The sequence below is a fragment of the Sphingobium sp. DN12 genome, from assembly GCF_051058005.1.
GTDB classification, from domain to species: domain Bacteria; phylum Pseudomonadota; class Alphaproteobacteria; order Sphingomonadales; family Sphingomonadaceae; genus Sphingobium; species Sphingobium yanoikuyae.
This window is the reverse complement of the sequence record NZ_CP173717.1, coordinates 4,600,244-4,614,701: the sequence shown is the minus strand read 5'-3', so window position 1 is coordinate 4,614,701 and position 14,458 is coordinate 4,600,244. Positions and strand designations below refer to the sequence as shown.

Genomic DNA, 14,458 nt, shown 5'->3' with positions numbered 1-14,458 from the left:
GCCCCTGCGCCTGCCGTCCGGGATGCCATCGCCGCTAGGCGCGATTTGTGGCGGGACGGTGACGTTCGCCCTGCCCAACATGGAAGCATGTCGGAATGTTGCCGAGCGTTGTAACAATGCAACACAATGCGATCCACGCGCCAAGGTGACTGGCAAGCGTCATACACCCTTGTTATCCTCCCCGCCCATGACAGGGGAAATCGAAGCAGCGGGTGACGCGATCACCGGGGGCATGCTGGCACGGGCGGTCGAGCCGGGCCATGGGGAAGCCCATGAGGCCGGCCATGGCGCCTGCCTGAATTGCGGCACGGCGGTGACGGGCAATTATTGCCCCGAATGCGGCCAGGCCGCGCATCTGCACCGCAGCTTTGCCGCGATCGGCCATGACCTGGCCCATGGCGTGCTGCATTTCGAGGGCAAGATCTTCACCACCCTGCCCGAGCTGGCGCTGCGCCCCGGACAGTTGACGCGCCGCTATATCCATGGCGAGCGGGCCAAGTTCGTATCGCCCTTTGCCCTGTTCCTGTTCAGCGCCTTTCTGATGTACGCGATCTTCTCGCTGACCAGCCATCATGGGCCGGAAGGCGCCCGCAACCAGGTGAAGATGAACAGCGAGGCGATCGCCGAGCTGAAGAAGGAAGAGGAAAAGGCCGATGCCCGCATCGCCAAGGTGCAGGCGCAACTGGCCGAGCCGGGGATCAGCGCGAGCCGGCGCGAGACGTTGCAGGAAAAGCTGAAGGACGCGCAGGACGAGCGGAAGGGCCTGTCGCTGGCGAGCGGCCTGACCAACTCGCTGACCGGCGAAGGCGTCAACAAGAACGTCGCCGATACGGTCGGCAAGGCAATCAGCGCGGCGGCCAAGGATCCCGAATTCGCCTATTACAAGCTCAAGGCCAATGCCTATAAATTCTCCTGGCTGCTGATCGTCATATCGCTGCCCTTCCTGTGGCTGCTGTTCCCGTTCAGCCGCCGGTTCAAGATCTATGACCATGCGATCTATGTGACCTATTCGATCGCCTTCATGTCGCTGCTCTTCTCGCTGTCGATGATCCTGACGGCGGTCGGCATCACCCATGGGCTGGTGACGCTGGTGCTGCTGCTGTTCGCGGCCTGGCACATGTATCGCCAGTTCAAGGATGCCTATCAGCTTTCGCGCAGCGGCACCTTGCTGCGGCTGCCGCTGCTGTACGGCTTTGCCTGTGCGTCGCTGTCGCTGTTCTTCGCGTTCCTGATGATGATGGGGTGACGGGTCGCGTCCCTATTGTATAGGGCGTGCATGATTACGTCTCCGATCTGGTTGCCCGCCACCCTGATGGCCGGGGCCACGCAGGCCTGGCGCACCGCGGTGCAGCGGCGCGTGGGCAAGACGCTGTCGATCAATGCGGCGGGCCTGGTCCGCTATCTTTACGGCATTCCCTTCGCGCTGATCCTGCTTGGCGGCTATCAGCTGCTCTTCCCCGCCCCCTTCCCCGTGCTGGGGCCGCTGTTCCTGCCCTTCTGCCTGGCCGGCGGGCTGGCCCAGATCATCGCCACCAATTTGCTGATCATGGCCTTTGGCCATCGCAATTTCGTCGTCGGCACAGCTTACTCCAAGACCGAGGCGGTGCAGGGGGCGATCCTGTCCTTCCTGCTGATGGGCGAGCGGCTGAGCGCGCTGACCTGCGCCGGCATCGGCTGTGGCGTCGCTGGCGTGATGCTGCTGTCGACCGGCGGCAAGCGGATGGGGCCGATGGATTTCCTGCGCGCGCTGGGCCAGCCGGCGGCGATCACCGGCATCGCATCGGGATTCTTCTTCGCGCTGACCGCGATCGGCATCCGCCGCGCGACGCAGCAGGTGGGCGGCGGCGATCCGATCCATGCCGCGCTGATCGTGCTGAGCGTCACGGTGCTGCTGCAGACGCTGTTGCAGGGCGGCTATCTGGCGCTGCGCGAGCCGGGCGAGATGCGCAAGGTGTTCAGCAGCTGGCGCGTGTCGGGCCAGGTCGGCTTCCTGTCGGCGATGGGATCGGCCTGCTGGTTCACCGGCTTTGCCACCGCGCCGGTCGCGCTGGTGCGGATCGTCGGCCAGATCGAGGTCGCCTTCACCATGGCGTTCGGCCATTTCTACCTGGGCGAACGCATGGCGCGCAGCGAGGCGATGGGGCTGATGCTGGTCGCATGCGGTGTGGTCCTCGCGCTGCTGGGTGCGCTGTAGGCGTTTTTGGAAAATGCGCGAAAGAGCGCATTTCAAGAGCCGCACCGGCCCCCACCCCCACCCGGCCTCCCAGACATGATATCCTGATGGGCGGCCGGGTGGGAGTGTGGGCCGGTGCAGAGGCGTGTGCCAAACGCGCTCTGACGAAGCTGACATCCGTGTCAGTATGATAACCGATATTTTACCATCCATGTCTAGCCAGTTGCCGTGGGCACAGAAACGCAATCGGGAACCGTCGCACGAGCGGTAATGAAGGTCGCCAAATTATCCGGCGACCTGGGTATCCGTACGCTCGACCTTCAGGCAGACATCAGCGAACTCGCGGACCGGGTGACGCAGCAGGCGCGCACGATCGAGGCGATCAGCGGCGCCGCGTCGCAATTGTCGCGCGATGGCGAAAGCGTGTCGCTGGTCGGCCAGGACGCGCGCGAAAAGGCGGTCGCCGCCCGCGCCATCATCGATGATTCGGGACGGCAGCTGTCGACCGCGAACGGCAATTTCGTCGACCTGATCGAACAGGTGAGCCGCATTCATGCGCGCCTCGACGGCTTTGGCGAGGCGCTCAAGACCGTCGCCCATGTCACCAGCGTGATCAGCGGCATCGCCAGCCAGACCAATTTGCTTGCGCTCAACGCGACGATCGAGGCGGCACGGGCCGGCGACGCGGGGCGCGGCTTTGCCGTGGTCGCGGCCGAAGTGAAGAAGCTGGCGCAGGAGACCGCGAGCGCGACCCAGACGATCGAGCGGTCGATCGGCGCGCTGACCAGCGAGGCCGGCGGCATGCTGGACAGCATCACCCATGGCGCGCAGACCGCGCGCACGGCGCTGTCCGACACCAAGAATATCGAGGCGCTGGTCGATCGGCTGGGGTCGCTGATGCAGGGCCTGTCGACCAACAGCGAGGCGGTGGCCGAGCGGATCGCGTCGATGGTCGGTTCCGCCAGCGAGATCCGCACCGGCCTGTCGGCGCTGTCGAGCACGTCGGGCGACAATGCCGACGGCCTGCAACGGCTGTCGGGCCGGGTGTCGATCGCCAGCGACGACACCAACATGCTGCTGCAATATCTGGCGGAAAGCGGCGTCGACATTCCCGATTCGCCGTATATCCGCTTCAGCCTGACCGCCGCGCAGGCGGTGGGCCATGCGATCGAACAGGCGCTGGACGATGGCCGCATCGGCGAGGCCGATGTCTTCAGCGAATATTACGCGCCGATCCGCGGCACCAATCCGCCGCAATTCACCCATCCGATCCAGCCGATCATGCAGGCCGAGGCGCGCGCGCAGCAGGACGTGGCGCGCGGCTACAAGGGATTTTTCGGCATGACCTTCACCGATCGCAACAGCTTCGGCGCGATCGCCATGCCCGAACGCGCGCTGCCGCAGCGGCCGGGCGACGAGAAATGGAATGCGGAATTTTCGCGCCAGGGCGTGGTGTTCGATTTTCCCGACACGCGCGAGCAGTGCAAGATCACCGAACCCTTCTGCATCAAGGCCTATCGCCGCCTGACCGCCGAGGGCGAGGTCATCCTGCTGAAGCAGGTCATCGCCGCCATCCATGTGCGCGGGCGCCACTGGGGCATCTTGCAGATGGCCTACAAGGATCAGGGCTGACGCCCGGCGCCGGTCAGGACGCGCCCGGAATCACGCCATATTGCTGCAGGCCCGACATGATCGCGTGGATCGCCAGCGCCGCCTGTAGCACCGCGATCATCCAGCCGAATGCCATCAACGTGCCGGCATGGATGAAGCCCAGCAACTGGCGGGCAAAGATCATCGCCAGAAAATCGGCCACCATCATGCCCAGGAAAATCCCGAACACGCCGGTCAGGAAGGTCCGGGTATCGCCAGCCACGGCCGCGAACAGCAGCAGCGCCACGATACCATAGGGCGTGATGATGATCGGGAAGGTCACCGGCGACATGGCCAGCCCCTTGGCCGAGGTCGGCGGTGCGCCCGGCGCGGGAGCATGCTGCGCATTCTTGACCGCCTCCAGCGCGCCGATCAGCAGCAGCAGGCCGCCGGTCAGCAACAGGTCGGGCGATGCAATCTGCCAATTCTGGCGCAGATTGTCGCCGATGAACAGGATGAGGAAGCCGACGGCCGTGGCGATCAGGGTCGACCGGAGCGCCAGCGCGCGCCGCTCCCCATCGGGCAACTGGCTGGTCAACTGGGCAAAGGCGGCGATCACCTTGATCGGCCCCAGCGTGACGAAGAAGATGATCAGGACGAAACTCAGATCATTCATGGCGCGCTCCCCTATCTGCCGAGCCGTCCGAAGCTAGGTCGCAGATCGACCGGAGGCTATCGGGGTTATCCTTGATCCCGGAAAGGAAAGGCCGCCGGCCTGGGCGAGACCAGATCATGCTCCGCCCTTGCCCTGCCCCGCCGGTCCGCTATGGCGGCGCGATGACGGGCATGGGAGCAGGCATGGCGCGCGCGGTTGCAATGATGAAGGCTGTCGGGGTCGCGCTGCTGTTCCTGCTGATCGCCGCCTGTCTGGCGACGGTGATCGTGCCGCCCTTCCTCGACCGCATCTATTATGAGGGGCCGGCGAGCCGCCATTATGACGGCGCCCGCTTCTTCAACCCCGATGGCGCGATCGACATGCCCGCCCCGCCCGGCACCAGCCGGCAGGGCTTCATCGCCCGCTGGCTGCTGGGCAATGACGATCGCCCCGACTGGCCCGATGCGGTGGCGGTGAGACCGGCGCGCCCCGCCCCGTTTGCCGCGCCGCGCGGCATGGTCGCCACCTGGGTCGGCCATGCGACCGTGCTGGTGCAGGCGGCGGGCATCAACATATTGACCGATCCGATCTGGTCCGACCATGCCAGCCCCTTTCCGCCGCTGGGGCCGAAACGGGTCGCGGAGCCGGGCATCAGGATGAAGGATCTGCCCAGGATCGACCTGATCGTCATCAGTCATAATCATTATGACCATCTGGATATCCCGACGCTCAAGATGCTGTGGCAACGCGACCGGCCCAGGATCGTCACGGCGCTGGGCAATGATGCGCTATTGAAGGCGAACGGCATCCCGTCGGTCGCGCTCGACTGGGGCCAGTCGGTGACCGGCGCGCAGTTGAACGGACTGGTGCCCGAAGCGGTGATCCAGTGCGAGAATTACGAGCATTGCCCGGACTATCGGGTCCATGCGACGCGCAACCATCATTGGAGCAGCCGCTGGTTCACCGACCGCAACCGGGCGCTCTGGTCGAGCTTCCTGATCGAGACGCGGGCGGGCAATATCTATTTTGCCGGCGATACCGGCGCGGGCGACATGGGCTGGACTGGCGATGCGACGCGGTTCGGGCCGATCCGGCTGGCGCTGATCCCGATCGGCGCCTTCCGCTTCTGGCCGGGGCAGATGGAATCGGACGCGCATATCGGCCCGCGCCGCGCGGTCGAACTGTTCGAGCGGCTGGGCGCGTCGACGGCGATCCCGATCCACTGGGGCACCTTCCGCCTCTCCTACGAGAAGCGCGACACGCCGCCGCGGATGCTGGAGCAATATCTGCGCTGCGAGGGGATAGAGCGAAAGCGCTTCGCCCCGGTGCGGATCGGCCAGGCGCTGCTGGTGCCCAATGCCAGCCCGGTGCCGCGCGGCCCCAGGCATTGCGACCAGCGGGCAATCGACGCGCTGCAATAAGCGGCCCTCGGGCGACGCGAAGAAAATCTGGGTGGCGTTTCGCGCCTGCGCGCCGCATGGGCCGGGCATGAACCTCTTCAAGCCCCTGCTTGCTGGCGCCCGCCCGATCGATCGACTGGTTGCGGGCCTGGGCGCCGCGATCGGCATCAGCCTCACCATATTGGTATGCAGCCAGTTGCCGTTGCATGCCGGCGACCTGCCGATCATCGTCGCGCCACTGGGCGCGTCGGCGGTGCTGATCTTTGCCGTGCCGGCGAGCCCGCTGGCCCAGCCCTGGTCGGTGGTGGGCGGCAATATCCTGTCCAGCCTGATCGGCGTCGCCGCCTATCAGCTGATCCCCGACATGATGGTCGCGGCCGGCGTGGCGGTGGGCGTGGCGATAATATTGATGAGCCTGCTGCGCTGCCTGCATCCGCCCGGCGGCGCGGCGGCGCTGACCGCGGTGATCGGCAGCCAGGGCATTCATGATGCGGGCTATGCCTTCGCCTTTGCGCCGGTCGGGATCAATTCGATCGCTTTGGTGTCCCTGGGCCTGTTCTTCCACCGCCTGTCGGGCCACAGCTATCCGCACCAGCCGGTCGCGCCGCCGATGATCGCCGACAAGATGCGCGCGGAGGCGGGCTTTCATCTGGAGGATATCGACCAGGCGCTGGCCGAACTGCCCGACAATTTCGACATCAGCCGCGCCGACCTCGACCTGCTGCTGTCGCGGGCGGAAATCCACGCCCAGGCCCGCCGGGCGGGCTGAGGCCCACCCGGATCGGTGCCGCCGATCAGGCCGGGCAGTCGCCGTCGCGCTTGCCGGACAGGTCGTGGGTGGTCCGCAGCACCGGCTTGCCGCCCTGCGTCTTGGTCATGGTGGTGCCGAAAGTCAGCGTATCCTCGGTAAAATTGCCCTCGACCACGATTTCGGAGGTGCCGGCGCCGGCCTTGCAGGCGAGGGTCGCGATCAGTCGGCCCTTGCGCACCATCTTGTCCTTGTAGCTGCAGTCGCTGCCTTCCGCGCCAGCCAGCGCATCGGCGTCGGGCACGCCGGCGGCATCGACCTTGATGCAGATCTTGTCCTCGCTCACCTGCTTGAGCGCGGCCTGATATTCCTCCGCCGTGACGGTGGGGGTGTTGTAGCCGGTGGTCTTGCGGCTGAGCGTCCATTGCCCGCTCTTCATCATCGCCGGCGCGACTTCCTCCTCCTGCGCAGGCGGAGCGGCCGGTTCGCTGCCACAGGCGGCAAGGGTCAGGCTGGTGGCCAGCAAGCCGCCCAGCGTCAGAATGTCACGCATATCCTCTCCCCGTTCGTTCCACGGCGGCACGCTCTACCGATGCGCGCGCGGGCGCAAGGGAAATTATCGCGCCCGTCCCTTCATCGCCGCCGGCGTCCGGCCGACAGGGTGGGCGCATGGAAATCGGCCGGCTTGTCGGCGATCCAGGCGAGGAAGCGGGCGATGGCGGGATGGCTGCGCAAGGCCATGGCATCGGCATAGGCGCGGGCCAGTTCCGCATTGGACAGGGTAGCGTGGATGGTGCGGTGACAGATCGGATGCACCGGCACCAGCTGTCGCCCGCCGCGGCTCTTGGGCACGGGATGATGCCATTCGACCCGCGTGCCGAGCGGGCGGGCGCAGAGCCAGCAAAGATCCAATCCGTCAGTCGGCAGTGTCCGGCCCATCCTCATCCAGCAGGGCGTTGACCAGCCGGTTTCGCTGTGCCGACGCCAGGCGATTGAGCGGCAGCGTGTAGAGGCGAACCAGGAAGCGCCGGTCCCAGTCGGTCAGGACATGGTTCGGACCGCGCGCGCCCTCAGGCTGCGCGCCGAACAGATTAAGGATCGACGGAAGCGGCGGCAGCGCCCGAGCGCGCACCTCGGCCAGCCCGACAAAGGCGGCATAATCGACCACCGCCGTCAGCGGCAACCCCTCCGCCCGATTGACGTCGATCAATATTGTCGCGGCTGAGATCATCCGGATGACCGGGCTGCGTATCAGGCTCGATCCATAGGATTGGCTGGTCGGGATACCATCCCACATCGGCGCGCCGGTATCGCTGTTGCCACCAACGCCCGGCGGCGCGTTCGACCCTAGGCCCGTGCCGTCGCCCGAGCCCAAATCGATCATATACCACCAACGGATCGGCGCATCGCTTTCCAGCAGGGCGCGTCGTTCCGGCCCCTGCACCTGGGCCATGCGGCGGCTCTGCTTCTGGTCGATGATGTTGACCATCTGCTTTCCGTCGCTGACGAAGGCTACGAGCAGGTTGGTATCGCATGTGCCCTTGGCCAGAGGCGCGCCTATCGCCCCGATCGTCGCCTGCAGCCGGTCCATCACGATGCGACCATGCTCAGCCGAAAGACCGATCACCTTAGGGCAGATCGGCTCGACCCAGCGAGCGAGGCTGCGATCCCCCTGGACCACCCCGAGCGTTCGCACGAAGCCCTGCGCGCGGGTCAGCGCTTCCTGACGGGTAAGCCGCTGCCCCTGCACCACGATATCGTCTGATGGCACGGTTGGCGCCTGCGCCCTCGCGCCGGTGACGACCGCCAACGCCATGACCACAGCCAGCGCGCGCTTGCCGGATGCTTTCATTGCCCCTCCGCACAATCCGGACCGATCCAATGGCCCTCAGACCGTGCCTTCATCGCCATCTCCATGCCATTGGGCAAGCCCGTCTGCCGCATATCCATCTGCACCGCATAGCTGTCGGACGCATAGATGCCGGCCATCGTCATGCTGCTGGTGCCGCTATCGCGCCGGCAAGTGACATTGCCTTTCACCGTGCCGCCGCGCACGGCGAAGTCGCTATAGCGGCAATCCTTGCCCGGATCGCCGGAAAAGGCGCGGCCATCGGGATGGGCGGCCTGCTCGGGCGTGACGCAATAGCGCAGGGTGCGGTTCATTGCCTGCTGCATCTGCTGGCGCGCCGCCGCGGGCATCGCCTCCCCGCCGCGCATGTCGATCCGCTCCATCACGAAGCGCCCTTCCCACTGACCGGGCTTGAGCTGCACCTTCTCGATCTGCGTAACGGCGGCGTCATGGCTCATCGCGTCGGTCGCGGCGATCTGTGTGTCCTGGCTGGCGGGCGGCTTGTTACATCCGGCCAGCGCCGCGAGCGCGCAGGCCAGCAGGCCGTTGGTCAAGGCTTTGGTCATCACCGGCTTCCCCTGGCATATCTTGGCAGAAGCGACCCTTTATCTGGCCCAGACTTAGCAAGCGGCGGCGGGTCTGGATATCGGGATTATTGCGATCCGGGGTGGCGGGGCGTGGTAAGGTGGTGAGGTGCGCTCCACTATCATTTGTTCTTGATTTGTTCTTTAAATCGTGATAGGCGATCCTTTCATCATGGGGGGGCGTGTCGATGACCGGGAGGGAGTCCGTTCGATCCAATCGCGAAACCGCATTCAGTCTTTATCTCCGCACCGGTCGGCGTATCGGGCCGGACGCGATCGAGGTGAAATTCAACCCCTGGCATGACGAGGAAAACGGTCGCTTCACCTTCCGTGGACAGGGCCGCTATTTCGGCGCCACGGGTGGCAACGCAAATGCGCCTTCGTCCCGTCCCGGTGGCACCGGCGTCGCACGGCCATCGTCGTCGTCGGCGACAAGGGGAAATGGCGCCCCTGATCGCGATCGCTTTCGCGCCGATCACCCCGCCAATCACTCGCTCTACATGGTCAAGCAGGGCGACACGCTCAGCCGTATCGCCGCCCAGCGCAAGGGGCTGACGGCTGCGGACCTCGCCTGGCTGAACAACATGCCGCTCGATCAACCCTTGCAGATCGGACAGCGGCTGAAGCTGCCACATCAGGCCTATCTGGATGCGGGGCGGGCAGCCAAGAACAAGTTCGTCGCCCTTGCCCATTATATGGATACGCATGGCGGGGACTTGCCGCCCGATCCGGCTGATCCGCCGTCGCTGGAAAGCCAGCTACTGAACTCCGACTGGAAGCGGGAAGTGAGAAATGGCTATGCCATCGATATCGACGTCATCGCTCGCCCTAGAGACATCAATGCCGAACTCACCGATGGGCCGATCGCCAAACGCTCCCGGCAGGAACAGGCTCAAGCAGGTCAGCCGGATCGTCGTCCCAGTGACGATGGCGGTCATTTCATTGCTGCCCGTTTCAACGGTCCCGGCGACAGCTTCAACCATTTCGCCCAGGATCGGAATTTCAATCGAGGCGCCTACCGCGCTATGGAAGATGGATGGACGCAGGCACTGCGCGACGGAAAGAAGGTCGTTGTTCATATCGTTCCCGTTTATGAGGGAGCGTCAAAACGGCCTTATCGAATCCATGTCACTTGGCGCATCAACGGCGTCGAAGAATTCCGGGATTTCTCGAACGAAAGAAAAGGCCGGCGTCATGAGCGATAAACTCGATACCCTGGGACCGCTCATGAACGAGATCGGTCAAGAATTGGCCAGCTTGGTCGGAGGCGATCCAGATGGCGTGTTTCTGTATGTGGAAATCGGAGACGGGTGGGTAAGCCCCAGCGTTTTCAAGGATGAAGGCGACGTCGTTCGTTATTATAATCCGCGCGACACAAATCTCAGCGATATGCTTTGGGAAGCCTGGTATCTGGAACCCGACGGCCCCAACATGCGCTGGTCGGTGTTGGAATATATGATCACTGGGAAGAAATTTCATGTCAGCTTCCGATATCCTGAAGAGGTGGATGTCGAAGTTATCGATAGAGAGCGCCGCGAAGCCGCGTTGCGGGCGCGGTTCGGTGACAAGCCGGTCGTCTATCCGCCGCCACCCAAGAGCGCGTTCGAATTGCAGCCCTGACTTGCCAGGGCGCGGATTGCGCCCTGGCCCAAAGGCCCCATATTACGCCCATGTCGATTCAAATCCGCACCAGCCTTGACGAACCCGAAACCGGCCAGGACTTCGTGCCGCACCGGCCCGCGCGCCCGGAGAAGAGCGAGGGTGGACGCCCCTTCACCCTGGTCAGCGACTATGAACCGTCGGGCGACCAGCCGACCGCGATCGCCGAACTGGTGGCGGCGGCCGAGCAGGGCGAGAAGGACCAGGTGCTGCTGGGCGTCACAGGGTCCGGCAAGACCTTCACCATGGCCAAGACGATCGAGGCGTTGCAGCGGCCAGCGCTGATCCTGGCGCCCAACAAGATATTGGCGGCTCAGCTCTATGGCGAGTTCAAGAGCTTCTTCCCCGACAATGCGGTCGAATATTTCGTCAGCTATTACGACTATTATCAGCCCGAAGCCTATGTCGCGCGATCGGACACCTATATCGAAAAGGAAAGCTCGGTAAACGAAAGCATCGACCGGATGCGCCATTCGGCCACCCGTGCGCTGCTGGAGCGGGACGATGTAATCATCGTGGCATCCGTCTCCTGCCTCTATGGCATCGGGTCGGTCGAAACCTATTCGGCGATGACCTTCTCCATGAAGAAGGGCGGGATCGAGGACCAGCGCGAGATCATCCGCAAGCTGGTGGCGCTCCAGTACAAGCGCAACGACGCGGGCTTTGCGCGCGGCAATTTCCGCGTGAAGGGCGACAATCTGGAAATCTTCCCGTCCCATTATGAGGATACGGCCTGGCGCGTCAGCTTCTTCGGCGACGAGATCGAGGAGATTGTCGAGTTCGATCCGCTGTCCGGCAGGAAGGTCGCCAGCCTCGATTATGTGAAGGTCTTTCCCAACAGCCACCATGTGACCCCCGGCCCGACCTTGAAGCAGGCGATGGAGGCGATCCGCTTCGAGCTGACCGAGCGGCTGAAGGAACTGGAGGCCGAGGGCAAGCTGCTGGAGGCGCAGCGACTGGAGCAGCGCACCAATTTCGACCTGGAGATGATCGCGGCGACCGGCAGCTGCGCCGGGATCGAGAATTACAGCCGCTTCCTGACCGGGCGTTTGCCCGGCGAACCGCCGCCGACGCTGTTTGAGTATCTGCCCGAAAATGCCGTGCTGTTCGTGGATGAAAGCCACCAGACCGTGCCGCAGATCGGCGCGATGGCGCGGGGCGACCATCGGCGCAAGATTACCCTCGCCGAATATGGCTTCCGTTTGCCAAGCTGCATCGACAACCGGCCACTGCGCTTCAACGAATGGGACGCGATGCGGCCGCAGACGGTCAGCGTCTCGGCGACGCCCGGCCCGTGGGAGATGGAGCAGACCGGCGGCGTGTTCAGCGAACAGGTGATCCGCCCTACCGGCCTCATTGACCCGCCGGTCGAGATCAAGCCGGTCGAGGACCAGGTCGATGACCTGATCAACGAATGCCGCAAGGTCGCGGCCCAGGGATACCGCACGCTCGTCACCACGCTGACCAAGCGAATGGCGGAGGATCTGACCGAGTTCATGCATGAGGCCGGGATCAAGGTCCGCTACATGCATAGCGACGTCGAGACGCTGGAGCGCATCGAGCTGATCCGCGACTTGCGGCTCGGCGTCTATGACGTGCTGATCGGCATCAACCTGCTGCGCGAGGGGCTCGACATTCCCGAATGCGGGCTGGTGGCGATCCTCGACGCGGACAAGGAAGGCTTTTTGCGCAGCGAGACATCGCTGATCCAGACGATCGGCCGCGCCGCCCGCAATGTCGACGGCCGCGTCATCCTCTATGCCGACCGGGTGACGGGCAGCATGGAGCGCGCGCTCAACGAGACCTCCCGCCGCCGCGAAAAGCAGCAGGCCTATAATGATGCGCATGGCATCACGCCCTTCACCGTGAAGAAGAATATCGGCGACATCATCGCCCATGTCGCGAGCAAGGATCAGGTCACGGTCGATACGGGGCTGGAGGATCGCCCGCATCTGGTCGGCCATAATCTGCGCGCCTATATCGAGGATCTGGAGAAGAAGATGCGCGCGGCGGCGGCGGACCTGGAGTTCGAGGAAGCCGGCCGCATCCGCGACGAAATCCGCAAGCTGGAGGCGGAGGAACTGGGCCTGCCGGCGGACCAGCAGGTGGCCGCCCCGCGCGGCCGCGCGACCGAGGGCAAGCCTGGCACACGGAAGGGTCGGTTCGGGAAAGTGCAAAGAAAATTTTAGGCGCTCAATTCGACAAAATTTGCAACCTAAGATGCTGAATTTATTAACTTTATGGTTAACTGAAATTAGAGGAATCGTAGGCTTTTTTCTATATTTTACAGATGCTTGCAGATGGTAAAAAGTCGGCCGATGCGACAAAACCCTCTTGTAGACACATCATTATTTTGGACTATGAAAAGGCTTGCTCTGAATCCAGGACAAGCCAATGATCCGCTCCTTCGCCAATCCCGAGACCGAAAAAATCTGGAATGGTGAGCGCAGCCGCAAGCTGCCTTCGGATATGCAGGACCGCGCCCTTTCTAAGTTGAAGCTGCTCAACCGCGCCCGCACCTTGGACGACCTGCGCAACCCACCCAGCAACCGCCTTCATGCGCTGAGCGACGATCGGGCCGGGCAACATTCAATTTCCATCAACATGCAATGGCGTATATGCTTCGTCTGGAAAGACGGACACGCGCATAATGTCGAAATCACCAACCACTACCGATAACCCTGACTGGCTGCATAATGCGCATGTCGGCGAAATGCTGTGGCTGGAGTTCATGGAACCGCTGGATATGACCACGGTGGAGCTGGCCGCCGCGATCGGTCTGCCGGTGGATCGCGTGCAGGCCGTGATTGACGGCGACCATCCAATGGACGGCGAACTCGACCTTCGATTGGCCCGCTATTTCCGTATGTCGGAAGGTTTTTTCCTGGGCCTCCAGATCGACTATGAATTGCTGGAGGCCAAGCGGGCGCTGAACGGCGAACTGGATCGCATCGTCCCGCGCGCCGCTTGACGCCTTTCCCGCTCAATGGGTCCGGCTGGTCACCTTGGCGGTGCCGTCGGGCAGGATTTCGATCAGATGCGCGGTCTGGTTGTCGCACTGGGCCTTCCAGCCCTTGACGCCCGGCCGGATTTCGGCGCGTTCCGAGCCGGTGACCGAGGGGCAGGCGACGCCCGATGCCTTGATCGCCTTTTCCAGCACGCCGTTGCGCAGATCGGGGTCGAGCTTGGCGACTTCAGCCGCTGCGCCGGTTTCGGGCATGTTCCGGTTCTCGACCGCCGTCACTTCATCTCCGCCGCCACAGGAGGCGAGAAACAGCGCCGTCGCCAGCAACATCATAGTCCGCACGTCTTTTCCTCCGTCAACTTCATCGCGCCATTCGAGACGTCAGCCTCTCAACAAAGGCGCAGCAGAAAAATATCCCTCAATTGGCCTGGCCGGGGGCGCGCGGCGTGAGCCGGCTGCTTTCAAGCAACGGCAATCCGCCTTCGGTCGGCACATAGATGAGGCTGGCATCCTTGTTGTCGATCGCCTGGATCTGCAGATAGCGCAGATAGCCATCCGGCCCGCCCAGGCTGTCCTGCAGGATGCGGTTGGCCCGTGCGGCACCCTCGGCCCGAACGACTTCGGCATCGGCCAGCATCTTGGCGCTTTCCAGCTTCGCGCGCGCTTCCAGCACCGCGATTTGGCGCGAGGATTGTGCCTCGGCAAGTGCGGCGCGGCCGGCCTGTTCCTTGCTGTAGACATTGTAGCTGGGGCAGCCCCACAATATACCGGACAGCGTCACGCCGATGAGCAAGGCGAGACCCAATATGCCGGTTCCGGTCAGTCGCACCATGCC

General features: G+C 64.0%; 17 protein-coding genes. 10 read left to right on the top strand and 7 right to left on the bottom strand.

Annotated features, from left to right (window positions below; all coding sequences use genetic code 11):
- The first annotated feature begins 187 nt into the window (after window positions 1-187).
- The 3 genes from ACI6S0_RS21955 (at window position 188) to ACI6S0_RS21945 (ending at window position 3,805) form a co-directional block, all read left to right on the top strand.
- Complete coding sequence (locus ACI6S0_RS21955; RefSeq protein WP_434404341.1) at window positions 188-1,246, top strand: DUF3667 domain-containing protein; 1,059 nt, start codon at window positions 188-190, stop codon at window positions 1,244-1,246.
- Between the two features lie 30 nt (window positions 1,247-1,276).
- On the top strand, window positions 1,277-2,194 hold the full coding sequence (locus tag ACI6S0_RS21950; RefSeq protein ID WP_434404340.1) for an EamA family transporter: 918 nt from the start codon (window positions 1,277-1,279) through the stop codon (window positions 2,192-2,194).
- 249 nt (window positions 2,195-2,443) lie between these two features.
- Entirely contained in the window at window positions 2,444-3,805 is a 1,362-nt protein-coding gene (locus ACI6S0_RS21945; protein ID WP_434404339.1) for a methyl-accepting chemotaxis protein, read from the top strand.
- 13 nt (window positions 3,806-3,818) lie between these two features.
- Here the strand turns inward: ACI6S0_RS21945 and ACI6S0_RS21940 are convergent, their stop codons facing one another.
- The gene (locus ACI6S0_RS21940) at window positions 3,819-4,439 is read right to left on the bottom strand and encodes a MarC family protein (RefSeq protein ID WP_434404338.1); all 621 of its coding nucleotides are present in this window, start codon (window positions 4,437-4,439) and stop codon (window positions 3,819-3,821) included.
- Between the two features lie 182 nt (window positions 4,440-4,621).
- On the opposite strand from ACI6S0_RS21940, the gene ACI6S0_RS21935 reads away from it, so the two are divergent.
- Both ACI6S0_RS21935 and ACI6S0_RS21930 read left to right on the top strand, forming a co-directional pair.
- Window positions 4,622-5,839, top strand: coding sequence for an MBL fold metallo-hydrolase (locus ACI6S0_RS21935; RefSeq protein ID WP_434405986.1), 1,218 nt, complete (start codon window positions 4,622-4,624; stop codon window positions 5,837-5,839).
- 67 nt (window positions 5,840-5,906) lie between these two features.
- Window positions 5,907-6,587 (top strand): HPP family protein, encoded by a 681-nt coding sequence (locus tag ACI6S0_RS21930; protein ID WP_434404337.1) that lies wholly within the window; start codon window positions 5,907-5,909, stop codon window positions 6,585-6,587.
- Window positions 6,588-6,612: 25 nt separating this feature from the next.
- Here the strand turns inward: ACI6S0_RS21930 and ACI6S0_RS21925 are convergent, their stop codons facing one another.
- From ACI6S0_RS21925 to ACI6S0_RS21910, 4 genes are all read right to left on the bottom strand, one after another.
- Complete coding sequence (locus ACI6S0_RS21925; protein WP_434404336.1) at window positions 6,613-7,119, bottom strand: DUF3617 domain-containing protein; 507 nt, start codon at window positions 7,117-7,119, stop codon at window positions 6,613-6,615.
- Window positions 7,120-7,199: 80 nt separating this feature from the next.
- Window positions 7,200-7,505, bottom strand: a complete 306-nt coding sequence (locus ACI6S0_RS21920) for an HNH endonuclease (RefSeq protein WP_434404334.1) — start codon at window positions 7,503-7,505, stop codon at window positions 7,200-7,202.
- The gene (locus ACI6S0_RS21915) at window positions 7,483-8,418 is read right to left on the bottom strand and encodes a hypothetical protein (protein WP_434404333.1); all 936 of its coding nucleotides are present in this window, start codon (window positions 8,416-8,418) and stop codon (window positions 7,483-7,485) included. The genes ACI6S0_RS21920 and ACI6S0_RS21915 overlap by 23 nt, the downstream gene beginning before the upstream one ends.
- Window positions 8,415-8,981 carry a DUF3617 domain-containing protein gene (locus ACI6S0_RS21910; protein ID WP_434404332.1) on the bottom strand — a complete coding sequence of 189 codons (567 nt, stop codon included), beginning with the start codon at window positions 8,979-8,981 and terminating at the stop codon, window positions 8,415-8,417. Before ACI6S0_RS21910 ends, ACI6S0_RS21915 begins: the two co-directional genes overlap by 4 nt.
- Window positions 8,982-9,187: 206 nt before the next feature.
- On the opposite strand from ACI6S0_RS21910, the gene ACI6S0_RS21905 reads away from it, so the two are divergent.
- From ACI6S0_RS21905 to ACI6S0_RS21885, 5 genes are all read left to right on the top strand, one after another.
- Window positions 9,188-10,204: a LysM peptidoglycan-binding domain-containing protein gene (locus ACI6S0_RS21905; protein ID WP_434405985.1), complete on the top strand. Its 1,017-nt coding sequence runs from the start codon at window positions 9,188-9,190 to the stop codon at window positions 10,202-10,204.
- Window positions 10,194-10,619, top strand: coding sequence for a hypothetical protein (locus tag ACI6S0_RS21900; protein WP_434404331.1), 426 nt, complete (start codon window positions 10,194-10,196; stop codon window positions 10,617-10,619). The genes ACI6S0_RS21905 and ACI6S0_RS21900 overlap by 11 nt, the downstream gene beginning before the upstream one ends.
- A 50-nt stretch (window positions 10,620-10,669) precedes the next feature.
- Window positions 10,670-12,847: an excinuclease ABC subunit UvrB gene (gene uvrB, locus ACI6S0_RS21895; protein WP_434404330.1), complete on the top strand. Its 2,178-nt coding sequence runs from the start codon at window positions 10,670-10,672 to the stop codon at window positions 12,845-12,847.
- Window positions 12,848-13,052: 205 nt separating this feature from the next.
- Window positions 13,053-13,337 carry a type II toxin-antitoxin system RelE/ParE family toxin gene (locus ACI6S0_RS21890; RefSeq protein WP_313392883.1) on the top strand — a complete coding sequence of 95 codons (285 nt, stop codon included), beginning with the start codon at window positions 13,053-13,055 and terminating at the stop codon, window positions 13,335-13,337.
- Window positions 13,309-13,629 carry a HigA family addiction module antitoxin gene (locus ACI6S0_RS21885; protein ID WP_434404329.1) on the top strand — a complete coding sequence of 107 codons (321 nt, stop codon included), beginning with the start codon at window positions 13,309-13,311 and terminating at the stop codon, window positions 13,627-13,629. Before ACI6S0_RS21890 ends, ACI6S0_RS21885 begins: the two co-directional genes overlap by 29 nt.
- 12 nt (window positions 13,630-13,641) lie before the next feature.
- On the opposite strand, the gene ACI6S0_RS21880 is transcribed toward ACI6S0_RS21885, so the two are convergent.
- Window positions 13,642-13,956 carry a hypothetical protein gene (locus tag ACI6S0_RS21880; RefSeq protein ID WP_037490849.1) on the bottom strand — a complete coding sequence of 105 codons (315 nt, stop codon included), beginning with the start codon at window positions 13,954-13,956 and terminating at the stop codon, window positions 13,642-13,644.
- 85 nt (window positions 13,957-14,041) lie between these two features.
- Window positions 14,042-14,455 carry a membrane protease subunit gene (locus tag ACI6S0_RS21875; RefSeq protein WP_214863739.1) on the bottom strand — a complete coding sequence of 138 codons (414 nt, stop codon included), beginning with the start codon at window positions 14,453-14,455 and terminating at the stop codon, window positions 14,042-14,044.
- Window positions 14,456-14,458: the final 3 nt, after the last annotated feature.